This is a genomic window from Micromonospora sp. WMMD980 (assembly GCF_029626035.1).
GTDB lineage: Bacteria > Actinomycetota > Actinomycetes > Mycobacteriales > Micromonosporaceae > Micromonospora.
On sequence record NZ_JARUBE010000003.1, the window covers coordinates 1,595,001 to 1,616,618 of the forward strand.

Below are 21,618 nucleotides of genomic sequence, written 5' to 3' on the forward strand. Positions count from 1 at the left end.
GGGGGGTTGCCGCTCGTGGCGGCGGGAGTGGAACGAAAGGAACTGTCAACATTAGGTCACATGACGGAGAAACTTTTCAATAGACGTATCGAAGATTTTCTTTGAACTCGGCTCGGTCCAGGGCCTCGGCGGCGGCGCGTTCGCCGGCGGTCACCGCACCCTCCAGATAGCCGCTCCACCGGGTCGCGGTCTCCGTCCCGGCCCAGTGCACCCGCCCCACCGGCGCCCGCAACTCGGGGCCGTAGTCGCACCACGAGCCGGGCGTGAGCAGCCCGCAGAAGCAGCCGCGGGTCCACGGGTCGGCCGACCAGTCGTACTCGATCAGCTCCTCGGGCTCGGCGGCGGCCGGGCCGAAGAGCGCGACCAGCGCGTCGCGCAGCGCGGCACGGCGGGTGGCGTCCGGCAGCCGGCGTAGCGCGCGGGCCTGGGCGCCGTAGCTGAACCCGGTGAGCACCCCGCCCGGTCGCCCGGGCAACGAGTTGTCCACCGTCTCGGTGAGCGGGCCGGTGTCCGTGGTCGCCACCCCGGACCGCCCGGCGGCCCGCCAGAACGGCGCCGGGTAGCGCGCGTGCACCTTCAGCGCCGCGCCCATCGGCATCCGCTGGGTCAACCCGTCGCGCAGCGCCGGCAGCGGCGGGTCGTAGCGGATCCGACCGGCCAGCGCCGGGGCCAGCGCGACCACCACCGCGTCGCCGGCGTGCACCTCGTCGCCGGCGCGGACCCGCACGCCGCCGGCGTCCTGGGCGATCGCGTCCACCGGCGTGCCCAGGCGCAGCCGCCCCGGCGGCAGCGCGTCCGCCATCCGCCGCGCCAGCGCGGCCGGCCCGCCGACGATCCGGTCCTGCTGCGCGCCACCGGCCATGCCCAGCAGCGAGCCGGCGCCGCCGCCGCTGCGCAGGTAGAACAGCATCTGCAACAGCGACACCTCGTCCGGCGAGGCGGCCAGCAGGCCACCGGCGAGCAGCCGGCCGGCGTGGCGGGCGGTGACCGGGTCTCCCGCGGTGGCGTCGAGCCAGCCGCCGAGCGTGGTCCGGTCCCACTCCGCCGCCCGCTCGGCCCGCCACGGCGCGGCCGGGTCGACCCCGACCGCCATCTCGTCGAGCGTGCCGAGCAGCCGGGCCAGCCCGGCCGGCTCCCCGTCCGCCGGTCGCCCGGCCAGCAGGAGCGTCGGCGCGCCGTGCGCCGGAGACGGAAAGGTCTCCAGGCCGTACGCGGCGACGAGCGCGTACATCCGGTCCTGGGTGGGGCCGATCCACTGCGCGCCGAGGTCGAGCCACCCGCCGCCGGGCAGCGGGCGGCTCAGGGTCCGGCCGCCCACCCGGTCCCGGGCCTCCAGCACGAGCGGCTCGGCGCCGGCCCGGGCCAGGGCGAGGGCACAGGCCAGCCCGGAGAACCCCGCCCCCACCACGATCACCCGGCCGTCGCGCATGCGCCGGCATACCCCGATCCCGGGGAGAATCCCGCCCGCGCGGCGTGTCGAAACCGGTGTCCGCCGTTCGTGTGAAGGGTGGAGGGCGGCACCGGGCCGCCGCAGGGCACGAGGAGGAACCCGTGAAGCAGTACCTGATCAGCATGTACCAGCCGACCGGCGCGGACCGGCCGGACCCGGAGTTCCTGGCCGGGGTGATGCGGGAGGTCGAGGCCGTCGGCCGGGACCTGCGGGCGGCCGGGAGCTGGGTGTTCGGCAACGGCCTGCACGCGCCGGAGACGGCCACCGTGCTGCGCCCGACCTGGACGCGGCGCTGGACTGGGGTCGCCGCTACGCCCGCGCCACCGGCCTGCCGATCGAGGTCCGCCCGTTCCAGGGCGAGGGATGACCGCTGTCGAACGGGTCTTCCGGGCGGAGTACGGCCGCGCGGTGGCCGTCCTGGTCCGCCTCCTCGGCGACATCGACCTCGCCGAGGAGGCGGTCCAGGAGGCGTTCACGATCGCGGTCCGGCGCTGGGCCGTGGACGGCCCGCCGCCCAGCCCGGCCGGCTGGATCGTCACCACCGCCCGCAACCGGGCGATCGACCGGCTGCGCCGCGAGTCCACCCGGGCCGCCCGGCACGCCGAGGCCGCCCTGCTGCACGCCGCCGACCCGCCCGCCGAGGAGGGACCCGTGCCCGACGACCGGCTGCGCCTGATCTTCACCTGCTGACACCCGGCGCTCGGCCCGGCGGCCCGGGTGGCGTTGACGCTGCGCCTGCTCGGCGGCCTGAGCACCGCCGAGATCGCCCGGGCCTTCCTGGTGCCCGAGCCGACCATGGCGCAACGCCTGGTCCGGGCCAAGGCCAAGATCCGCGATGCCGGGATCCCGTACCGGGTGCCCCGCGACGCCGACCTGCCCGACCGGGTGCGCGGGGTGCTGGCGGTGATCTACCTGATCTTCAACGAGGGGCACACCGCCTGCGGCGGGACCGGCTCGGCCCCTACCAGATCCAGGCCGCGATCAACGCGGTGCACGCGGACGCGACCACCGCCGCGGCCACCGACTGGACCCAGATCCTCGCGCTCTACGACCAGTTGGCGGCGTGCGCGCCGGGGCCGGTGGTGGCGCTGAACCGGGCGGTCGCGCTGGCCGAGGTGCGCGGGCCCGCGGTCGGACTGGTCGAGGTGGACCGGCTCGACCTGTCCACTTATCACGTCTGGCACGCCGTCCGGGCCGACCTGCTGCGCCGGCTCGACCGACCGGCCGAGGCCCGGGCCGCGTACGACGCGGCGATCGCCGGCACCGCGAACGGGGCCGAACGCACGTTCCTCGCCCGCGCCCGGCACCGGCTGCCGGCGTGACCGCGGGTGGGACATCGAGGCATTGACGAACCTGAGGAGAAACGTACACTCCCGGTGTAAATAGTTTTCCCGCGCTCCGCCGAAACCGCGCGAGGTGACGATGACCCCACCGGACACCCCCGCGGACGGCCCCGGCCTGGCGCTGCACCACGTCGGCGTGCGCTTCGGTGGACTGGTCGCCCTCGACGACGTCTCGCTGCGGGTGCCGCCCGGCCGGGTGATCGGCGTGATCGGCCCCAACGGCGCCGGGAAGACCACGCTGTTCAACGTGGTCTGCGGCTTCGTGCGGCCGAGCGAGGGCACGCTCACCCTGGACGGACGGCCGTTCCGACCCCGCCCGCACCGGCTCACCCGGCTCGGCGTCGCCCGCACGCTCCAGGGCATCGGCCTCTTCCCCGGGCTCACCGTGCTGGAGAACGTGGTGGCCGGCGCGACCCACACGGCCCGCGCCGGCTTCGCCGCCGCGCTGTTCGGGCTGCCCCGCAGCGACCGCGACGAGCGGCGGCTGCGCGCCCGCGCCCTCGACCTGCTCGGCGAGCTCGGCGTCGACAGGCACGCCGACGCCGCCCCGGCCACCCTGCCCTACCCGGTGCGCAAACGGGTCGCCCTGGCCCGCGCGCTGATCGCCCGACCCCGGCTGCTGCTGCTCGACGAGCCGGCCGGCGGGCTCGGCGGCGACGACCTGGCCGAGCTGGCCGACCTGGTCCGGGCCCTGCCGGAGCGCGGCGACGGCTGCGCCGTGCTGCTCGTCGAGCACCACATGGACCTGGTCATGTCCGTCTGCCACGAACTGGTGGTGCTCGACTTCGGCCGGGTGATCGCCGCCGGCGAGCCGGCGCGGATCCGCGACGATCCCCGGGTCACCGAGGCGTACCTCGGCGCCGACGTGCCCGCCGAGACCGGCGGCGCCACGTGACCGGGGTGCTGGAGGTCGAGGCGCTCAGCGCCGGCTACGGCCCGGTGCCGGTGCTGCGGGACGTGGCGTTCACCGTGCCGGCCGCCACCGTCACCGCCGTGCTCGGCGCCAACGGCGCCGGGAAGACCACGCTGCTGCGTACCCTCTCCGGCCTGCTGCGGCCCACCGGCGGCCGGATCCGGTACGCGGGGGAGGACCTGCGCGGCGTTCGGGTGGAGCACCTGGTCCGGCGGGGCCTGGCGCACGTGCCGGAAGGGCGCGGCGTGGTGACCGAGCTGACCGTGGCGGAGAACCTGCGCCTGGGCGGGCTGTGGCGCCGGGACCGGGCCGACGCCCGGCGCGCCCAGGACGAGGTGTACGCGCTCTTCCCGGCGCTGGCCCGCCGCCGCGACCACCTCGGCCATCAGCTCTCCGGCGGCGAGCGGCAGATGCTCGCGGTCGGCCGGGCGCTGATCGCCCGCCCCCGGCTGCTGCTGCTGGACGAGCCGTCGCTCGGGCTGGCGCCCCGGGTGGCCGCGCAGATCATGGCGCTGCTGCGGCGGCTGCGCGACGAGCAGGGGCTGACCGTGCTGCTGGTCGAGCAGAACGTGCGCGCCGCGCTCGCCGTCGCCGACCAGGGGATCGTCATGTCGCTCGGCCGGGTGGTGACCGCCGCGCCGGCCGCCCGGCTGCGCGACGACGAGCAGTTGCGGCACGCGTACCTCGGGTTCTGACCGCGAGCGGGAAGGGGCACGGATGGAACGGTTCTGGTTCCTCACCTTCGACGGGCTGGCCGCCGGCGCGGTCTACGCCGCGTTCGCGCTCGCGCTGGTGCTCATCTGGCGGGCCGCCCGGGTGATCAACTTCGCCCAGGGCGCGATGGCGGTCGGCACCGCCTACGTCGGCTACGCGGTCGCCGCCGCCACCGGCTCCTACTGGCTGGGCCTCGCCGCCGCGGTGCTCTCCGGCCTCGCGCTGGGCGCGCTGGTGGAGCGGGTGCTGATGCGCTTCGTCGGGCCGGCCGGCCCGCTCAACCAGGTGATCGTCGCGCTCGGCCTGGTGCTGCTCATCCAGGCGGTGCTCGGGATGGTCTTCGGCAACGGCTACCGACCGGCCCCGGCGCCGTTCGACACCGACGCGCTCACCATCGGCGGGGTCGCCGCGCTGTCCCCGTACGACCTCTGGGTGCTCGGCGCGGCGCTGACGGTCGTGGTGCTGCTCGCGCTGCTGTTCACCCGTACCCCGGTCGGCCTGCGGATGCGGGCCGCCGCGTTCGCCCCCGAGGTCTCCCGGCTGCTCGGCGTGCGCGTCGGCCGGATGCTCACGCTGGGTTGGGCGCTGGCCGCCGGGGTCGGCGCGCTCGCCGGCATGCTCGTCGTCCCCACCGGTCTGGGCCTGCACCCGCACGCCATGGACCTGGTCTTCGTGGTCGCGTTCACCGCCGCCGTGGTCGGCGGCCTGGACAGCCCGGTCGGCGCGGTGGTCGGCGGCCTGCTGGTCGGGCTGATCCTGTCGTACGTCACCGGCTACCTGGGGCCGGACACCACGCCACTGGCCGTGCTGGTGCTGCTGCTGGCCGTCCTGCTGGTCCGGCCCGGCGGGCTCTTCTCCGCGGCGAGAGCGAGGCACGTGTGACCACCACCCGCACCGAACCGGCCCCGCCGTCGCCGCTGCGCCGGCTGCTGCCCGGGGCGCCCGCCGGCACCGGTCCGCGCGGGTCGACGCTGCTGCGCCACCTGGCCGTTGCGGTGCTCGCCGGCACGCTCGTCGTGCTGCTGACCAACCAGCTCCCGCCCTACCAGAACCTCCAGGTGGCGCGGGTCTGCGCGATCCTCTGCGTCACCGCCGGGCACACCGTGCTGGTCGGGCTCAACGGCCAGCTCTCGCTCGGCCACGGTGCGCTGATGGCCACCGGCGCCTACACCGTGGCCCTGGTGCAGCAGGGTCTCGACGAGCGGGCCGTACGCGGATGGTGGGTGCTGCCGGCGTCACTGCTGGCGGCGGTCGCGGTGACCGCGCTGGGCGGGCTGGTCGTCGGCCTGGCCGCGGCCCGGCTGCGCGGGCCCTACCTGGCCGGCGTGACGCTGGCGGTGGCGACGCTGGTGCCGGCCGTCACCACCATCTTCACCGGGGTGTTCAACGGCGAGCAGGGGCTGCGCTTCCCGGCGCAGAACCCGCCGGCGGCGCTCGGGGCGTACTTCCAGCCGGAGCGCTGGCTGGCCTGGATCGCGCTGGCCGCCGCGCTGCTCACCATGCTGTTCCTGGCCAACTTGGTACGCAGCCGGTTCGGCCGGTCCCTGCGGGCGGTCCGCGACGACGAGGTGGCGGCCCGGCTCGCCGGCATCCCGGTGGCCCGCACCCAGGTGCTCGCGTTCGTGGTCAGCGCCGCCTGCGCCGGCCTCGGCGGCGGCGTGTACGCGGTGCTCACCGCCACCGTCGCGCCCGGCAAGTTCCCGCTCGACCTGTCGCTGTTCCTGCTCATGGCCATCGTGATCGGCGGGTTGGGCAGCCTGGCCGGCGCGGTCTGGGGCGCGCTGCTGCTGGTCGCGTTGCAGGACCTGCCCGGCCTGCTCACCGAGCACCTCGACCTGCCCGGCGGGCTCGCCCAGCGGCTGGAGGGCAACCTCGCGCTGGCCGTGTTCGGCCTGATCCTCATCGTCGTCATGCTCGCCGCCCCGGGGGGCGTGCAGGGCGGCGTACGCGCGCTCGCCGCCCGGCTGCGCGCCGCCGTCCGCCGTGACCGCTGACCGCACCCGTACCGCACCGGATTGGAGAACCATGCGCCTCACCACCACCGGCCGCGTGCTCGCCGCCGCCGCCGGCCTGGCCCTGCTGGCCGCGTTGCCGGCCTGCGCCGACGACGAGAGACAGGCCGCCGAGAACGTTCCCGGGGTCACCGACGGCGAGGTCGTCATCGGCACCCACCAGCCGCTGACCGGCCCCGCCGCGCCCGGCTACTCGAAGATCTCCGCCGCCACCAAGGCGTACTTCGAGCACATCAACAGCAAGGGTGGCGTGCACGGCCGGAAGATCGTCTACAAGGTCATGGACGACGGCTACAACCCCGCCAACACCGAGAACGTGGTCCGTAAGCTGGTCCTCGACGACAAGGTCTTCGCGCTGCTCGGCGGCCTGGGCACGCCGACGCACACGAACGTGCTGGAGTTCGTGAAGACGCAGAAGGTGCCGGACCTCTTCGTCGCCTCCGGCAGCCGCAACTGGAACCAGCCGGAGAAGTACCCGACGACGTTCGGCTGGCAGCCCGACTACACGGTCGAGGGCAAGATCCTGGCCAGCTGGGTGAAGCGGGAGTTCCCCGGCGCGAAGGTCTGCCACTTCGGGCAGAACGACGACTTCGGCCGCGACTCCCTGGCCGGGGTGGAGCAGGTGCTCGGCCCGGTCGCCGCGAAGCAGACCTACACCACCACCAACCAGCAGGTCGGGCCGGCGATCGGGGCGCTGCGGGCGGCCGGCTGCCAGGTGGTGATCTCGGCGAGCATCCCCGGCTTCACCGCGCTGGCCATGGGACAGGCCGCCGGGCAGGGCTTCCGGGCACAGTGGGTGGTGTCCAACGTGGGCGCCGACTACACCACGCTCGCCGCCCAGCTCGGCGACAAGAAGGTGATCCTCGAAGGCATGGTCGCCGACAACTACCTGCCCATGGTGGGCGACACCGGCAATCCGTGGATCCAGGAGTTCACGAAGATCCACCAGCGGTTCAACGCGGGCAACCCGGTCGACGGCAATGCGGTCTACGGCTACTCGATGGCGTACACGTTCGTGCAGGCGCTGCTCGCCGCCGGGCCGGAGCCGACCCGGGAGAAGCTGGTCGCCGCCGTGCGCAAGGGCGGCTTCCGCGGGCCCGGGCTCACCCCCTTCCGGTACGCGGACACGGTGCACGCCGGCTACAGCGGGGTACGGCTGAGTCGGGTGAGCGGTGGCGCGCAGACCTACTTCGGCCCGACGTACACCACCGACGACGGTGACGCCGCGGTCACCGAGTTCACCGAACCGCCGACCACCCCGCCGGCGGACGCCGTACCGACCGCCTGAGCGGGCACGCGTACCGGGCGGCCGGGTGCCGGCCGCCCGGTGGCGCGCACGTAGAGTGGCCGCCGTCGGGCGAGCACAGGGGGAGTCGTCCCATGATCGAGGTGGAGACCGACCCGCCGGCCCGGGTGGACGGCCGGGTGGCGCGGGCCGAGCGGACCCGCGCCGCGATCGTCGAGGCGCACCTGGCGTTGATCGACGCCGGTGACCTGCGCCCGACCGGTGAACGGATCGCCGAGCGGGCCGGGGTGTCGCTGCGCACGCTCTGGACCAACTTCAAGGACATGGAGACGCTGTTCGCCGCCACCGGGCGTCGGGTCGGCGAGCGGCAGGCCGCCCTGCGGCGACCGGTCCCGCCGCAGCTGCCGCTGGCCGGGCGGATCGCCGCGTTCTGCGACCAGCGCGCCCGGCTGCTGGAGGTGCTGGCGCCGTCGGCCCGCGCCTCGGCGCTGCGGGAACCGTTCTCGCCGCAGTTGCGGCGCAACCGGGAGGTGGCGATCGCCCGGGTCCGGCAGGAGATCGAGGCGGTGTTCGGCGCCGAGTTGGCACACGCCGGGCCGGGTCGGGGGCAGTTGCTGGACGCGTTGACCGTGGCGTGCACCTGGGCCGCCTGGTCGATGATGCGCGACGCCATGGGGCTCGACGTCGAGGCCGCCCGGGCGGCCATGGCCCGTACGCTCGGCGCGCTGTTCGCTTCCGGCACGCGCTGACCCCGGCGGCCTACTCCTCGCGCAGCCGGCGCAGGATCCGGGTCAACTCCGCCCGGTCGCCCGGGTCGAGCGCGCCGAAGAAGCGCTCCGCCTCGGTGGCCCGGGCCTCGCGGATCGCGCTGCCCACCCGGTCGCCCTCGGCGGTCGGGGCGACCAGCGTGGCCCGCCGGTCGTCCGGGTCGGGCCGCCGCTCGACCAGCCCTCGCTCCTGGAGGCCGTCGACCACCTCGGTGGCCGAGCGGGGGGCGATGCGCAGGTGCTCGGCGAGCGCCCCGGGTCGCAGCGCGCCGTGCCGCATCAGCACGCCGAGCGCCCGCGCCTGCCCGGGGCTGATCTCCCACGGCTCCAGCGCGCCTTTGGTCTGGTGGCGCAGCCGCCGGGCCACCGCCCAGAACGTCTCGGCCAGGCCCTCCTCGTCGCTGCCGGTCACGGGAATACGGTAGCAGCATCTCCTGTTGTTTCCTCATGATGAGGTAACCTCAGCATTATTCCCGGACAGAGGAGAACCCCTTGGCACCCACCCCCGACGGCCGCGGAGCCGGCCGAACCGTGTCCGCCGCCGAGAAGGCCCAGGCCCGCGACGTGTCGCTACGCCGCATCGGCGGCCTCTTCACCGCCCACCGCGGCCCGCTCGCCGCCGTGGTGGCGATCATCGTGGCGTCCTCGATCATCGCGATGGCCTCGCCGTTCCTGCTGCGTACCGTCATCGACCGGGCCCTGCCCGAGCGCGACCTGACGCTGCTGGCCTGGCTGGTCGCGGCGATGGTCGCGGTCGCCGCCGTGACCGCCGTGCTCGGCGTCGTCCAGACCTGGATCTCCACCCGGGTCGGCCAGGAGGTCATGCACCGGCTGCGCACCGACGTCTTCGCCCACCTCCAACGCCAGTCGATCGGCTTCTTCGTGCGCACCCGCACCGGTGAGGTGCAGTCGCGCATCACCAACGACATCGGCGGCATGCAGTCGGTGGTCACCTCCACCGCCACCTCGATCGCCGCCAACCTCACCACCGTCGTCGCCACCACCGTCGCCATGCTGGCGCTGAGCTGGCGACTCACGCTCGTCTCGCTGGTCGTGCTGCCGCCCGCGCTCTGGCTCACCCGCCGGGTCGCCCGGCTGCGCCGGGAGATCACCGCGCGCCGCCAGCGGGAACTGGCCGACCTCACCGTCACCATCGAGGAGGGGCTGTCGGTCAGCGGCGTCCGGCTGGCCAAGACGCTCGGCACCGGCACGGCCCTGGTCGACCGGTTCACCGCCTCCTCGGCCCGCCTGGTCGACCTGGAGCTGCGCTCCGAGCTGGCCGGCCGCTGGCGGATGGCCGCCATGACCGTCGTCTTCGCCGCCATCCCCGCGGTGATCTACCTGGGCGCCGGCCTGCCCGGCACCGCCGGCACGCTCACCATCGGCACGCTGGTCGCGTTCACCGCGTTGCAGGGCAACCTGTTCCGCCCGCTGATGGGCCTGCTCAACGTCGGCGTCACGCTGACCGCCTCGCTGGCGCTGTTCGCCCGCATCTTCGAATACCTCGACCTGCCGGTGGAGGTCGCCGAGCCGGCCCCGCCCGGCGTCGCTCGACCCGGCCACGGTCCGCGGCCACCTGCGCGTCGAGGACGTGACCTTCAGCTACCCGGGCAGCGACACCGCCGCGCTGGCCGGCGTCAGCCTGGACGTCCCGGCCGGCACCAGCCTGGCCCTGGTGGGCGAGACCGGCTCCGGCAAGAGCACGCTCGCCGCCCTGATCAGCCGGCTGCACGACCCGGACGCCGGCCGGATCACCATCGACGGCGTCGACCTGCGCGACCTGCGCCTGGCCGACCTGGCCGCCGTGGTGGGCGTGGTCAGCCAGGAGACCTACCTGCTGCACGCCACCGTGCGGGAGAACCTCCGCTACGCCCGCCCGGACGCCACCGACGCCGACCTCGAGGCCGCCGCGCGCGCCGCCCGGATCCACGACCTGATCGCCGCGCTGCCCGACGGGTACGACACCATGGTCGGCTCCCGCGGCCACCGCTTCTCCGGCGGCGAGCAGCAGCGCCTGGCGATCGCCCGGACGCTGCTGCGCGACCCGCGGATCCTGGTCCTCGACGAGGCGACCAGCGCGCTGGACACCGAGACCGAGCGCGCCGTGCAGCGGGCCCTGGACGAGCTGGCCCGCGGCCGTACCGTGGTGACGATCGCGCACCGCCTCTCCACGGTCCGCGACGCCGACCGCATCGCCGTCCTGGACCACGGCCGCATCATCGAGTCCGGCACCCACCACACCCTCCTGAACCACCAGGGCCGTTACGCCACCCTGCTCGGCTGACCCCCGCCCCCGTGCACTTGCTGCCCCGGCATATCCCGCGGAACTCGACATTCGAGGGGGCCCGAGGGTGTCGAGGGGGGATCAAGGTGCCGAGGGCGGGGTGGGGTGGTCGGGGGGCGGGGGGCGCGGGGCGGGTGGGGGTAGCAGCGGCTCCAGCGGGGTGAACGTCTCCACCGGGGCGCCGGGGCGTGGTCCACGGCGGGTGCTCGCCGGGCGCTCGGTCGCCCGGGGCGGCCGGTCCGGGGCCACCGGGTCGGGTCGGGTGGGCTCGGGCGGCGTGGCACGGTCGCGCTCGTGCGCATACTCGGCGCGGCGGCGGGCCAGGTCACGCTCGCACTCCAGCGCGATGCGCTGCTCCCAGTACGGCTGGAGCAGCCGGCGGACCCGCTCGTCCAGGTGCACCGTCACGTCCGGCTCGCACGCGAACGTCACCTCCCCGCGCGCGTACGTCCAGGGCGGCGGGTCGTCGGCGGCCAGTGCCGCGGTCAGCGCGGTGAGCAGCTCACGCGGGCGGTGTGGCGGCACCTCGACCGCGCAGCGCCGCGCCAGGCGGTGCAGGCGCTGCGTCGCCTGCGGCTGGAAGTAGTCGACGTACCAGCCGAACAGCTCCGGCCGGGCGGTGTCGGACGACCAGGTGAACGTGGCGCGCACCAGGAAGACGTAGACCTGCCCCTGCGCCGGCACGGTCAGCGGCGCCGGGAACCGCCGGTCGACAGTGGTCACCGGCGTCGCCGGCTCCTCGGTCCACCACAGTTGCCGCAACGTCGGCTGCGCGCCGGCCCAGAACCTCCGGGTACGCGAGCGTGCCGCGCCGCCGAGCGTCCGGGCCCGGGCGGCCCAGCGGCCCCGCCACCCGTCGACCGGCGCGCCGGGTGTCGGCCGTGCGCCGGAGCTCTCCGGCTCTCCGCTCATCGCACCCCTCTTCTCCGCGGCCGGCAGCCGTCCGCCCGGGAGCCGGGGTCGGCGGCTGCCGGGCGGGCGAGGGGTGTACGGATCGACGCGCGCGGCGATCCGCGATCCAAACTAACAACTGACGCCGGCCGCGGCCGGCAGCCGCGCGGACGTGCGCCCCGACACGTGACCGGCCGTTCGGAGGACGGGTCGGCTAGTCCTATCGACGGGACGGAAGGCCGAGAGTCTGTTACCGTGCTCATGCGGTCGGTCCCGTTGACGGGACCGACCGTCCAGACAGAACGTTGATCTCAGGGTGATGTCTTGATTCCGCTAGGTGGTGCTTCGTAGCGTGAGGCTCCGCAATCCTTCCGGCGGTGGGGGCGCCGCCGGAAGGATTCGCCGTCACTGTGGGGTGTGCATGCTGATCGCCGGATCCGTACCGGTCGCGAGCGTCATGGCGGAACTCGGCGCCGAGCGGTCCCTGTTCCACTCCGAGGCCGACTTCCAGCACGCGTTCGCCTGGACGGTGCGCCAACTCGACGGTGCCCTCCGGGTCCGCCTCGCGGTGCGGCAGGAGCAGAACGAACACCTGGACCTGCTCTGCCACGGCCCGGACGGCCGGACGGCGGTCGAACTGACCTACGTCACCATCCGCTGGAACGGCGCCGATCCGCACACCGGCGAGGAGTACGCCCTGCGCAGCCACACCGCCGCGGAGATCGTGCGCAACCGGTTCGTCGCCGACGTCGAACGGCTGGAGCACCTCTGCCGCCCCGGCCCGGCCGACACGACCGGCCTCGCCCTCCTGCTCACCAACGACCACGCGCTGTGGCGGGCGCCCGCCGCCGACCAGCCCACCCGGGACCGCGAGTTCCGGCTCCACCACGGCCGGCGGCTCACCGGCGCCCTCAGGTGGGGCGTCGACGGGCGCTACTTCCCGCCCAACGAGCGCCACCTGAGCGGCGACTACCGGCTCGACTGGCAGGACTTCACCCAGCTGCCGGCGCGCCACGGCCAGTTCCGCTGGCTCGCCGTACCGGTCGCGGGGCGGGACTGACCGCATGGGCGTCGAGGCTCGCCGGGCCGCCGGCCGCACCGTCGAATTCCTCAGGTCGCTGGCCCAGCGGCGGTACGACCGGGTCTGGACCCCCGACTTCCTGCGTCGCGCGCCCGACGTGCAGGGCTTCGCCGTCTTCCACCGTGGCGGTCTGGCGCTGGTCCACGTGACGAGCACCCCCGGCGACCCGACCCGCTGCCTCGTCCGGGCGGCCTGCGCGGCCGGCGCGGACGTGACGGACGTCGCCGAGGCGACGGTCTGGGCGGACATCAGGAACCAGTTGACCGACGCCGGTCGCTACCGCTGCGTCGTCACGGCCGACCGGCACGCCTGCCACGTGGTGTTCACCCGGGACGTCCGCACGCCGCCGATGGCGGACCCGACCGCGCCCGACGCGGTGGTGACGCTCGACCTGCTCGACGGCGCGCTGGCGACCTGCGTGCACAACGCCACCGCCGACTTCCGCGACCTGTCCGCCTACCTCGCGGCCCGGCCGTTGGAGGCGACCGAGGCGGACGTGCGGACCCTGTTCGACTGCGCCTGGGGCTGAGCCACCCGGCCCGTCCGGCGGGGCGGCACCGGCTCCTCGGCCGGCCGCAGCCCGGTGAGCTGGACGAAGATCTCGCGCTTCGCGGTGGCGACGCCACGCTGGCCCAGGACGTAACCGGTCAGCCAGGTCCAACCGGTGTACGTCAGTTCGGGACCCACCGCCACGACCCGGAACGTCAGCGCGCGGTCGCCGCCGAACTGCACCGAGGCACGGCCGTCGACACGCAGCAGGTCACCCGGTCGTGGCCGCACCGCTACCAGTGGCCCTCGTTCGATGGACGGCACTCGCGGGCGTGCATCGCCTGCCAGTCGCGCAGTGCCCGCTTGAGCCGCTCGTTCCCCACGGTCAGCCGGCGGATTTGCCGGTGCAGGTCGGTCAGCTCGTCGGCGACCTCGGTCTGGAACGCGCGTACCTGAGCGCCGTCGACGCCCCGGCGGCGCGGGTCGAACGCGCGGGTGCGGGCCTCGTGCGGGGTGAGTCGGGCCGGCAGGCCGGTGCCGTAGGGCTGGCCGGAGCGGTACACCTCGGTCACGTCGGTCCTTTCCCCGGGCAGGCCAGGGTCGGAGCGGTGGGTCGGGACGGGCACACGCACCCGCCCCGACCGGGGGAAGCCTCCGATCCTTGTTGCCACGCAAGGGGAGAGGCGCTCCTCAACTTAGCTGCCCAAGTCACCTGAGTCAAACAGTGAGTTGTTGCTAGGTGTCGTTGCGTGATCGAATTGGCTCGCCACGCAGGGGGAGCCATGCCGATTACCGCGGACTACATCCGGATCGCCGACGAGATCGTCGCCGACGTCAGGGCCAAGAAGCTCAAGCCGGGCGACAAGCTGCCCTCGATCTCGCAACTCGCCGCGACCCACGCGGTCAGTCCGTCGACCGTCAAGCAGGTCTACGTCCGGCTCGAAGCCCTGCGGGTGATCCGGCGGCATCAGGGCAAGGGTGTCTTCGTGAACGATCCGAAGCTCTGGATGCGCGAGCCGTAGGAGCCGCGGTCAGTCCACGAGGGCGGTCAGCCATCGATCCGTGTGGTGCTCGGTGTACTCGGCGTCCGCGCGCCACGCGTCGCCGTGCCCGGTCCGCCAATGGGTGGCCCAGGGTTCGACCCCGAGCGCGGCCTGGTCCCGCGGGCGCTCCCCGCTCCAACGGCTCCGCGCGACCGTCACCGAGCGCCTCTCGCAGAGCGACGAGGACGGCGCGCTGCCCACCGTCTACGCGGACGTGCCGGGCGGAAGCTACGCCGGCCCGGCCGGCCTCCTGCAGGGACGCGGCGCCCCCACGCTGGTCGGCCGGTCGAGAACCGCCCGGGACAGCACGCTCGCCCGTCGGCTGTGGGTCCTCTCCGAGGAACTGACCGGCGTCACCTGCCCCCTGGACACGGCGCACACCCGCCCCGGCGGGCCGGCATACTGTCCCTGATGGCCGTGGTCGTGCGTACCGAGGACGACTGTCGCCTGTGGGCCGACCGGGCCGGCGCGGGACCGCCGCTGGTGTTCTGCCACGGCGGCCCGGGCCTCTGGGACCACCTCGAACCGGTCGCCCGGCTGCTCGAAGCCGACGCCCGCACCGTCCGGTGGGACCAGCGCGGCTGTGGTCGCTCGCAGCGGCGCGGGCCGTACACGATCGCGCGCTTCGTGGCCGACCTGAACGCGGTCCGCGAGCAACTCGGCGGCCCCCGGGTGGCGCTGCTGGGGCACTCGTGGGGCGCGCACCTGGCGCTGCGGTACGCCCTCGACCACCCGGACCGGGTCAGCCACCTGATCTACGTCTCCGGCACCGGAATCGACCCCGACCGCGGCTGGCACCCGCACTACGAGCGGAACTTGCGGCGGCGGCTCGGCGCGCACCGCGGCCGGTGGGAGGCGCTCGGCGCCCGCGACCGCACGCCCGCCGAGGAACGCGAGTGGGCGGTGCTGCAGTGGTCGGCCGACTTCGCCGACCCCGACACCGCCCTGCGGCACGCCGAAGCCACGGCCACGCCCTGGCGGGGCGTCAACCGGGAGTGCAACCGGGCCGTCAACGCCGAGGTGAAGCGGGAGTTGCGGGAGTCCGACCTCGCAGCGCGGTGCGAGGCGCTCGACCTGCCCGTGCTGATCGTCGACGGCGCCGAGGACATCCGCCCGCGCTGGGCTGTCGACTCGCTGCACCGGGCGTTGCCGAACTGTGCCCGGGTGAGCCTGGCCGGGGCCGCCCACCTGCCCTGGATCGAGGATCCGGAGGGCTTCCGCCACGCGGTGACCACGTTTCTGGCGGGCCACCGTCCTCAGGGGGTTCGATGAGCGTGCTGGGGAACCTCGCCACCCAACTGCCGGCCCTGCTCGGTGTCCTGGTCGGCACGGCGGGCACGATGCTCGCCACCGGCCTGAACGAGCGGACCCGGTGGCGTCGGAGCCAGACCGTCCGGTGGGACGAGCGGCGACTCGACGCGTACGTGGAGTTGACGAAGGCGGTCAAGGAGATCCACGCCGTGGCGACCCAGATGCTCAGCGAGCATCGTCCCGGGGCGAGGCGGCCGGCGTTCGACCACGACGAGGGTGTGGCCCGGCTCGCCGAGGCGGACGTCCGGCACACCCTGGCCTGGGAGGCGGTGCTCCTGCTCGGCGACGAGGCCACCGTGGGCGCCGCCGCCGAGTGGCGGCACGCGGTCCGCGACCTCGAGTCGGCGGCCCGGGCACTGCCCCACCCGCCCACCGACGTGTCGGGGATGATCCAGCGGGCCGACGTGGGCCGCGACCGGTTCTACCGGGCCGCCCGGGAGAGCCTGGGTGTTCGCGGGGGTTCGGTGGAGCAGGTGCGGCACCTGCTCGGGAAGCCCGGCGGGCCGCAGCCCGCGGCACTGGCTCCGGAGCAGAGCCGCGGGCGTCCGGCGGCGTCGGGGTCGGACACGTAACTCCATCGACGCATTGTCATTAATGGATGTTTGGCTGGTGTCGGCGGCCTGATCATCCTGGTCGGATGTCGGGACGGACATCGCCGTTCGACGATGACAGGAGGGACCGTGCGCACACCATCCCGTGCGTTGACGGGGACCACCGCGCTGCTCATGGCAGCCGGCATGGTCCTGACCGCCGCTGCCGGCGGTCAGGCGGCACCCCGGGAAGAGGCCCACACCCAGGCCGCACCCGACCACCTGCCGGGCGACCGGCACGACACCAAGGCCCGCGACAACCGCAAGGGCCGCGTCGCGGCCAGCGCACGGCAGCGGGACCGGGCCGCCGCGCTCGGCGCGCGGGTCCGGTGGACCGACTTCGGTACCCCGGCCACGCTCACCTCGACCGGCAAGCCGCTCGCCACCGGACTGCCCGCCGACCCGGCCGCCGCGGCCCGGGCCTACGTGGCGGCGAACCGTGACGTGCTGGGGTTGACCGCCGAGGGCGCCGCCGCGCTGGAGCAGTTGACCGTGGCGCCGATGGGGCAGGGCGCGACGGTGCTGTTCCGGCAGCGCTTCGGCGAGCTGCCGGCCGCCGTCGACGGCATCCTGGCGGTCGGCGTACGCCAGGGGTCGGTCTGGCACGTCAGCTCCTCGCTGGCGCGTGACGCCCAGGCGCCCGCGCCGGCCACGATCGACGCCGCGCAGGCGCGACGGGTCGCGGTCGCGGACTCCGGCCGCGCCGACGCGCGGGTGTCGCGTACCTCCTTGGTCGCGGTGCCCACCGCGGACCGGGGGCCGCGCGCGGCGTGGGAGGTCGTGCTCGGCGCGGATACCACCGGCGCGGACCCGGCCGCCTACGCGACCTACGTGGACGCCCGCGACGGCGCGGTGCTGGTCCGTGCGGACCTGATCGATCACGCGGCGGACAACCCGTCGTGGGACGTCTTCCCGAACTCGCCCCGGGTCGACCGGTCCCCGGTCGACACCCGGGTGCGCTGGTGCGCCGCGCCGGCCGCCGGCTGCCGCGAGGTGGTCGGGGTGCCGGGGCACCCGGCGTGGGACGTGGACCCGGCCACGGGTGCGTCCACCACCACGACGAAGGGCAACAACGCGATCGCGGTGCAGAACTGGTTCAGCAACGACCCGTTCAGCGTCGGCACGGAGACCGCCACGCCGCGCCCGGACCGCACCTACGCCTACCCGTGGACCAACCAGTGGCAGGAGCGGCGCTGCGACCCGGAGGTGTTCACCTCGCCGCAGGCCAACGACATCGACGCGGCCCGGGCCAACCTGTTCGGCATGCACAACCGGATGCACGACTGGACCTACCACCTGGGCTTCACCGAGGACACCTGGAACCTCCAGCAGGACAACCTCGGTCGCGGCGGCCTCGGCGGCGACGCCGAGCAGGGCAACGCGCAGGCCGGCGGTGTCAGCGGCGGCCCGCCGACGTTCCCGGCGCGCAACAACGCCAACCAGATCACCCCGCCGGACGGCGTCGCGCCGACCACCAACATGTACCTGTGGCAGCCGGTCGCCGGCTCGTTCTACGCGCCCTGCGTGGACGGCGACTTCGACATGTCGGTGATCGCCCACGAGTACGGTGACGCGGTCACCAACCGCATGATCGCCGGCCCGAGCGCCGGGGTCAGCTCCCCGCAGGGCATGAGCGAGAGCTGGTCCGACCAGCTCGCCATGGAGTACCTGTACGAGCACGGGTACGCCGCGCCCGGCCGGCGCGGGTTCACCATCGGCGAGTACACCACCCAGGACCCGAACGCGGGCATCCGCAACTACAACATGAGCGCCAGCCCGCTGAACTACTCGTCGGTCGACTACGACGTCATCGGCCTTCAGGTGCACGCCTCCGGCGAGGTGTGGAGTGCCACCAACACCGACATCCGCGCGGCGATGATGCGCCGCTGGGGCGCCGGCACGCCGGCCGTGCAGAAGGCCTGCGCGAACGGCCAGCGGCCGGTGACCGCCTGCCCGGGCAACCGGCGCTGGATCCAGCTCGTCGTGGACTCGTTCCTGCTGATGGCGGTCAGCCAGGTCAGCATGGTCGACGCCCGGGACGCGATGCTCGCCGCCGACCGGATCCGCTTCGGCGGGGCCAACCAGGACCTGCTCTGGAACGCGTTCGCCACGCGCGGCCTCGGGGAGACCGCGGCCAGCGTCGGCAACGCCGACCCCGACCCCACCCCGGGCTTCACCTCGCCGTACGCCCGGGAGGGCTCGGTGCGGCTGCTGCCGCTCGGTGAGCGCGGGCCGGTGCCGGGCGCACAGCTCTTCGTCGGGCGCTACCAGGCCCGGGCGGTGCCGGTCGCGGACACCGACGCGGCCACCCCGTTGACCGACCGGGTGGACCTGGTGCCCGGCACGTACGAGTTCGTGCTCCGGGCGCCCGGCTACGGGCACACCCGGATCGGCCCGGTGACGGTCAAGGCCGGGAAGAACCGCACGCTCGCGGTGGCGCTGCGGCCCAACCTGGCCTCGGCCGGCGCGGGCGCGACGGTTGTCGGCGACGGGATCAACCTGGCGTCGATCGTCGACGAGGACGAGGCCACCAACTGGGCGTCGCTGGGCGCGCCGGTGGCCGGGCGGCAGGTCACCGTCGACCTGGCCGGCGGCCTCCAGCAGGTACGCCGGGTGCAGGTCAGCGCGATGCTGCGGCCGCCGGTGGCCGGGGACGCGGACGCCGGCACCCAGAGCCGGTACTCGGCGGTGCGGCAGTTCCGGGTCCTGGCGTGCACCGCCAAGGGCGCGGTGACCTGCGCCGACGCGGCCGACTTCCGGCCGGTGTACACGAGCCGGCCGGACGCCTTCCCGGCGGTGGCGCCGCGGCCCCGGGCGCCGGAGCTGGTCCTGCGCTCGTTCGACATCCCGCGGACCTCGGCCACGCACCTGCGCGTCGAGGTGCTGACCAACCAGTGCACCGGCGCGCCGGCCTACGCCGGTGAGCAGGACGCCGACCCCCGGGCGGCGACCGACTGCGCGACGGCCAGCCCGCAGGCGCAGAACGTGCGGATCGCCGAGTTCCAGGCGTTCGCGCGCTGAGCGCGCGGCGGGTGCGGGCGGCTCGGTCCGTCCGCACCCGCCACCGCCTGTTCACCCGGGATTCGGAGCACGGTCGCCGGGTGAGGGCTGTACGCCGGGCAGGATCCTGGGCAGACTGAGCGCCGACCATCTAACGATGATGATCGATGTAATGTCGGCTCGCTCAAGGAGGATCCCTTGACCCCGTTCCGCGCCGCCGCCATCCGCGTCCGCCGCGCCCTGGCCGCATCCGCCCTGGTCACCGCCGTGGCCGCCGCCGCGCTCGTGGCCCCCGCCACGGTCTCCACCCGGCTCGCCGAGCCCGCCGAAGCCGCCGTCCACAGCTCCTGCACGCTGTCGCGCTGCGCGGATGCCCGCACCGCGCGCTCCGGGTGGTCGGCCAAGAGCTTCCCGACCACCCGGGGCTGGTACTCGTGGAGCGGCGGCACGTGCAACTTCGCCGGCGGGCAGTTCTACAACCGGGAGGGCCAACTGCCCACCAACGCCACCTACTACGAGTACGACGTCTACCCGCGCGCCTGCAACGCCTCGCGCGACGCGTACCGGATCGTGGTGAACAAGAGCACCGGGGCGACCTGGTTCTCGCCCGACCACTACGCCAACTTCTACCGGCTCTGAGTTCCGCCTCAAGGAAAGGGCAGTCCCATGGGCGCAGCGTCTCCGCAGCCGCCGGCCTGGCTCACCCTCGACGCCGGCTCGGCGCCCGAACCGGCCGGGGTGCCGGTGCCCGGCGCGGCCACCCGCACCCGGGCGGCGCTGCACGAGACGCTCGCCGGGGCCGTGCCGCTGCCCGACTGGTACGGCCACAACTGGGACGCGCTCGCCGACGTGCTCGCCGACCGGCTCGAGGACGGACCACTCACCCTGGTCGTGCGCGACGCGACGGACCTGCTCGCCGACGAGCCGCCCGCCCAGCTCGGCACGCTGCTCGACGTGCTGGGCGCGGCGGCCGCCGGCGGCCCCGCCACCCTGCGGGTGGTGCTGCGGGACCGCCCCGACCGGCTGCCCGCCCTGCGCGCCCGCATTGCCGCCGCGCTGGGTGGCCATGTGGGCGCCCCCGAAGCCGGCTGACCTGCCGCCCTCCAGCCCGGCTCTTCTCCGGCCTGGTTCGGCTGGTCCCTGGCCGGGTTCGGCTCGCCTTCGGCTCGGTGGGTCCGGTTCGGCCTCGGCTCGGCCCGACGGCGGCGCGGGGTCAGTTGGGGTGGTCGAGGATGGCGCTGAAGCGTTCCTCGGCCAGGTCGAGCTGGGCGAAGATGTGGCGCTTGACCGGGGCGGACAGTGGGGTGTCGGGTCGGGCCACCAGCTCGCGGAAGACCGGCACCAGCGGGCGGTACTTGGCGGCCGAGCGGGCCACCTTCGGGCCGACGGTGTGGATCACGCCGACTCCGTTGTCGGTGAAGTCCGACACCTTGATCACCCGGGCCCAGGGCTCCCGGTCCAGGCTGGCCGCCACGTGCTCCCGGTACTGCGTGTCCCGGTCCCGGGCCGGGTCGTAGACCGGGTTGGTGACCGCCGCGACGAGCCGCGCCACCCGTGGGCCGAACCGGTCGGCCAGCGCGGCCAGCGCCGCCCCGGTCACGTCGTCGTCGCCGGGCGATCCGGCGCCGGCCAACTCGGCCGGGTGGTCCTCCACCGCGTCGTGCAGCAGCCCGGCGACGATCACGTCCACGTCGCGCACCTGGTAGTGGTGCATCAGCCGGATCGCCACCCGCAGCAGGTGGTTCAGGTAGGGCTCGCGGACCCGGCGGTCGTCGCGGTGCAGGTCGGCGGCGAGATCCAGCGCCTCGGTCAGCCGGCCGCGCGCGGCCTCGTCGAACGCCTCGACCTCCAGCCGGAAGCGGGCCAGCAGGCCCGGCTCGCCATGGATCTCGGTGATCGCGTGCATCGGCATGGTGGCGAGGTACGCGGGAAACTCCATGCGTCCCTTATAGCTGATCTTCGCTGCCCGTGGATGTCGGCTGGCCGACGCGCGGAAGGTCCGCGCCGGTCAGCCGCTTGACGAGGCGGACGCAGGTGCCCTCCGGGGTGCCGACGATGGTCGCCTCGTCCATCACCCGGGCCATGATCAGCCGTCCTCGGCCCCGGTCGCCGGCGTCCTCGCCGTCGGTGGGCCGCCAGCCGCCGTGGTCGCGTACCTCGATTTCCAGCCGGTCGCCGCGCAGCTCGACCCGGAGCGTGGTGATCCCCTCGGGGGCGAAGCGGTAGCCGTGCTCGATGGCGTTGGCGCACGCCTCGCCGGTGGCGATCAGCACCGTCTCGACGTCCCACTCGCCGACGCCCTGGGCGTGCAGCCAGGCACGCAACCGCTCCCGGGTGGGCGCGAGCCGGCCGGGATCGGCCGGGAGGTCGATGGTGAGGACCCGACCCGACGTCCCACCCGTCACGTCCGGCCCTCCGTCCCGTGCCCGTTCCCGGGCCGGGGCGTCCTCTCGCGCTGCCACCTGATGTCTGTCACCCTCTTCT

Annotated in this window: 22 protein-coding genes and 2 pseudogenes; 17 read left to right on the forward strand and 7 right to left on the reverse strand. The window is 74.6% G+C overall.

All coding sequences use genetic code 11. The features are described from left to right. Positions 1 to 76: 76 nt before the first annotated feature. On the reverse strand, positions 77 to 1,429 hold the full coding sequence (locus O7618_RS07705; protein WP_278105293.1) for an FAD-dependent oxidoreductase: 1,353 nt from the start codon (positions 1,427 to 1,429) through the stop codon (positions 77 to 79). Between the two features lie 384 nt (positions 1,430 to 1,813). On the opposite strand from O7618_RS07705, the pseudogene O7618_RS07710 reads away from it, so the two are divergent. The 7 genes and pseudogenes from O7618_RS07710 to O7618_RS07740 all read left to right on the forward strand — a co-directional run bounded on the left by O7618_RS07710 (position 1,814) and on the right by O7618_RS07740 (position 8,427). Beyond that, positions 1,814 to 2,772: pseudogene (locus tag O7618_RS07710) on the forward strand (sigma-70 family RNA polymerase sigma factor). A 100-nt stretch (positions 2,773 to 2,872) separates the two neighbouring features. Continuing rightward, entirely contained in the window at positions 2,873 to 3,688 is an 816-nt protein-coding gene (locus O7618_RS07715; RefSeq protein ID WP_278105294.1) for an ABC transporter ATP-binding protein, read from the forward strand. After that, the gene (locus tag O7618_RS07720) at positions 3,685 to 4,401 is read left to right on the forward strand and encodes an ABC transporter ATP-binding protein (protein ID WP_278105295.1); all 717 of its coding nucleotides are present in this window, start codon (positions 3,685 to 3,687) and stop codon (positions 4,399 to 4,401) included. Before O7618_RS07715 ends, O7618_RS07720 begins: the two co-directional genes overlap by 4 nt. A 22-nt stretch (positions 4,402 to 4,423) precedes the next feature. Further along, positions 4,424 to 5,302 carry a branched-chain amino acid ABC transporter permease gene (locus tag O7618_RS07725; RefSeq protein WP_278105296.1) on the forward strand — a complete coding sequence of 293 codons (879 nt, stop codon included), beginning with the start codon at positions 4,424 to 4,426 and terminating at the stop codon, positions 5,300 to 5,302. Then, entirely contained in the window at positions 5,299 to 6,414 is a 1,116-nt protein-coding gene (locus tag O7618_RS07730) for a branched-chain amino acid ABC transporter permease (protein WP_278105297.1), read from the forward strand. The genes O7618_RS07725 and O7618_RS07730 overlap by 4 nt, the downstream gene beginning before the upstream one ends. A 31-nt stretch (positions 6,415 to 6,445) precedes the next feature. Then, positions 6,446 to 7,720, forward strand: coding sequence for an ABC transporter substrate-binding protein (locus tag O7618_RS07735; RefSeq protein WP_278105298.1), 1,275 nt, complete (start codon positions 6,446 to 6,448; stop codon positions 7,718 to 7,720). 92 nt (positions 7,721 to 7,812) lie between these two features. Further along, positions 7,813 to 8,427, forward strand: coding sequence for a TetR/AcrR family transcriptional regulator (locus tag O7618_RS07740; RefSeq protein ID WP_278105299.1), 615 nt, complete (start codon positions 7,813 to 7,815; stop codon positions 8,425 to 8,427). A 10-nt stretch (positions 8,428 to 8,437) separates the two neighbouring features. Here the strand turns inward: O7618_RS07740 and O7618_RS07745 are convergent, their stop codons facing one another. Then, positions 8,438 to 8,857 (reverse strand): MarR family transcriptional regulator, encoded by a 420-nt coding sequence (locus tag O7618_RS07745; protein ID WP_278105300.1) that lies wholly within the window; start codon positions 8,855 to 8,857, stop codon positions 8,438 to 8,440. An 80-nt stretch (positions 8,858 to 8,937) separates the two neighbouring features. On the opposite strand from O7618_RS07745, the pseudogene O7618_RS07750 reads away from it, so the two are divergent. Next, positions 8,938 to 10,729: pseudogene (locus O7618_RS07750) on the forward strand (ABC transporter ATP-binding protein). Between the two features lie 81 nt (positions 10,730 to 10,810). On the opposite strand, the gene O7618_RS07755 reads toward O7618_RS07750, so the two are convergent. Next, positions 10,811 to 11,641, reverse strand: a complete 831-nt coding sequence (locus tag O7618_RS07755) for a hypothetical protein (RefSeq protein WP_278105301.1) — start codon at positions 11,639 to 11,641, stop codon at positions 10,811 to 10,813. Positions 11,642 to 12,041: 400 nt separating this feature from the next. Between O7618_RS07755 and O7618_RS07760 the strand changes: the two genes are divergently transcribed. Then, on the forward strand, positions 12,042 to 12,680 hold the full coding sequence (locus O7618_RS07760) for a hypothetical protein (RefSeq protein ID WP_278105302.1): 639 nt from the start codon (positions 12,042 to 12,044) through the stop codon (positions 12,678 to 12,680). A 4-nt stretch (positions 12,681 to 12,684) separates the two neighbouring features. After that, the gene (locus O7618_RS07765) at positions 12,685 to 13,230 is read left to right on the forward strand and encodes a hypothetical protein (protein WP_278105303.1); all 546 of its coding nucleotides are present in this window, start codon (positions 12,685 to 12,687) and stop codon (positions 13,228 to 13,230) included. On the opposite strand, the gene O7618_RS07770 is transcribed toward O7618_RS07765, so the two are convergent. Beyond that, a complete protein-coding gene (locus O7618_RS07770) occupies positions 13,158 to 13,481 on the reverse strand; it encodes a hypothetical protein (RefSeq protein ID WP_278105304.1) in 324 nt (107 codons plus the stop codon). The genes O7618_RS07765 and O7618_RS07770 overlap by 73 nt on opposite strands. Positions 13,482 to 13,483: 2 nt before the next feature. Next, the gene (locus O7618_RS07775; protein WP_278105305.1) at positions 13,484 to 13,762 is read right to left on the reverse strand and encodes a cell division protein DivIVA; all 279 of its coding nucleotides are present in this window, start codon (positions 13,760 to 13,762) and stop codon (positions 13,484 to 13,486) included. Between the two features lie 210 nt (positions 13,763 to 13,972). On the opposite strand from O7618_RS07775, the gene O7618_RS07780 reads away from it, so the two are divergent. From O7618_RS07780 to O7618_RS07810, 7 genes are all read left to right on the forward strand, one after another. Continuing rightward, positions 13,973 to 14,212 carry a winged helix-turn-helix domain-containing protein gene (locus O7618_RS07780; RefSeq protein ID WP_278105306.1) on the forward strand — a complete coding sequence of 80 codons (240 nt, stop codon included), beginning with the start codon at positions 13,973 to 13,975 and terminating at the stop codon, positions 14,210 to 14,212. A gap of 103 nt (positions 14,213 to 14,315) precedes the next feature. After that, positions 14,316 to 14,645 carry a hypothetical protein gene (locus O7618_RS07785; protein WP_278105307.1) on the forward strand — a complete coding sequence of 110 codons (330 nt, stop codon included), beginning with the start codon at positions 14,316 to 14,318 and terminating at the stop codon, positions 14,643 to 14,645. Further along, complete coding sequence (locus tag O7618_RS07790) at positions 14,645 to 15,505, forward strand: alpha/beta hydrolase (protein WP_278105308.1); 861 nt, start codon at positions 14,645 to 14,647, stop codon at positions 15,503 to 15,505. The genes O7618_RS07785 and O7618_RS07790 overlap by 1 nt, the downstream gene beginning before the upstream one ends. Continuing rightward, on the forward strand, positions 15,502 to 16,116 hold the full coding sequence (locus tag O7618_RS07795; RefSeq protein ID WP_278105309.1) for a hypothetical protein: 615 nt from the start codon (positions 15,502 to 15,504) through the stop codon (positions 16,114 to 16,116). Before O7618_RS07790 ends, O7618_RS07795 begins: the two co-directional genes overlap by 4 nt. 129 nt (positions 16,117 to 16,245) lie before the next feature. Next, positions 16,246 to 19,155 carry a M36 family metallopeptidase gene (locus O7618_RS07800; RefSeq protein WP_278105310.1) on the forward strand — a complete coding sequence of 970 codons (2,910 nt, stop codon included), beginning with the start codon at positions 16,246 to 16,248 and terminating at the stop codon, positions 19,153 to 19,155. Between the two features lie 177 nt (positions 19,156 to 19,332). Further along, entirely contained in the window at positions 19,333 to 19,773 is a 441-nt protein-coding gene (locus tag O7618_RS07805) for a ribonuclease domain-containing protein (protein WP_278105311.1), read from the forward strand. A gap of 27 nt (positions 19,774 to 19,800) precedes the next feature. Beyond that, the gene (locus O7618_RS07810) at positions 19,801 to 20,226 is read left to right on the forward strand and encodes a barstar family protein (protein ID WP_278105312.1); all 426 of its coding nucleotides are present in this window, start codon (positions 19,801 to 19,803) and stop codon (positions 20,224 to 20,226) included. A gap of 121 nt (positions 20,227 to 20,347) precedes the next feature. Here the strand turns inward: O7618_RS07810 and O7618_RS07815 are convergent, their stop codons facing one another. Next, a complete protein-coding gene (locus O7618_RS07815; RefSeq protein ID WP_278105313.1) occupies positions 20,348 to 21,073 on the reverse strand; it encodes an HD domain-containing protein in 726 nt (241 codons plus the stop codon). Positions 21,074 to 21,080: 7 nt separating this feature from the next. Further along, entirely contained in the window at positions 21,081 to 21,596 is a 516-nt protein-coding gene (locus O7618_RS07820; protein ID WP_278105314.1) for an ATP-binding protein, read from the reverse strand. Positions 21,597 to 21,618: the final 22 nt, after the last annotated feature.

Excerpts from the sequence above, each read along its gene's own strand:
- O7618_RS07815 (WP_278105313.1), bottom strand. The coding sequence starts at position 21,073 with ATGGAGTTTCCCGCGTACCTCGCCACCATGCCGATGCACGCGATCACC.
- O7618_RS07715 (WP_278105294.1), top strand. The coding sequence starts at position 2,873 with ATGACCCCACCGGACACCCCCGCGGACGGCCCCGGCCTGGCGCTGCAC.
- O7618_RS07740 (WP_278105299.1), top strand. The coding sequence starts at position 7,813 with ATGATCGAGGTGGAGACCGACCCGCCGGCCCGGGTGGACGGCCGGGTG.
- O7618_RS07780 (WP_278105306.1), top strand. The coding sequence starts at position 13,973 with ATGCCGATTACCGCGGACTACATCCGGATCGCCGACGAGATCGTCGCC.
- O7618_RS07725 (WP_278105296.1), top strand. The coding sequence starts at position 4,424 with ATGGAACGGTTCTGGTTCCTCACCTTCGACGGGCTGGCCGCCGGCGCG.
- O7618_RS07795 (WP_278105309.1), top strand. The coding sequence starts at position 15,502 with ATGAGCGTGCTGGGGAACCTCGCCACCCAACTGCCGGCCCTGCTCGGT.
- O7618_RS07755 (WP_278105301.1), bottom strand. The coding sequence starts at position 11,641 with ATGAGCGGAGAGCCGGAGAGCTCCGGCGCACGGCCGACACCCGGCGCG.
- O7618_RS07810 (WP_278105312.1), top strand. The coding sequence starts at position 19,801 with ATGGGCGCAGCGTCTCCGCAGCCGCCGGCCTGGCTCACCCTCGACGCC.
- O7618_RS07735 (WP_278105298.1), top strand. The coding sequence starts at position 6,446 with ATGCGCCTCACCACCACCGGCCGCGTGCTCGCCGCCGCCGCCGGCCTG.
- O7618_RS07705 (WP_278105293.1), bottom strand. The coding sequence starts at position 1,429 with ATGCGCGACGGCCGGGTGATCGTGGTGGGGGCGGGGTTCTCCGGGCTG.
- O7618_RS07765 (WP_278105303.1), top strand. The coding sequence starts at position 12,685 with ATGGGCGTCGAGGCTCGCCGGGCCGCCGGCCGCACCGTCGAATTCCTC.
- O7618_RS07760 (WP_278105302.1), top strand. The coding sequence starts at position 12,042 with ATGCTGATCGCCGGATCCGTACCGGTCGCGAGCGTCATGGCGGAACTC.
- O7618_RS07790 (WP_278105308.1), top strand. The coding sequence starts at position 14,645 with ATGGCCGTGGTCGTGCGTACCGAGGACGACTGTCGCCTGTGGGCCGAC.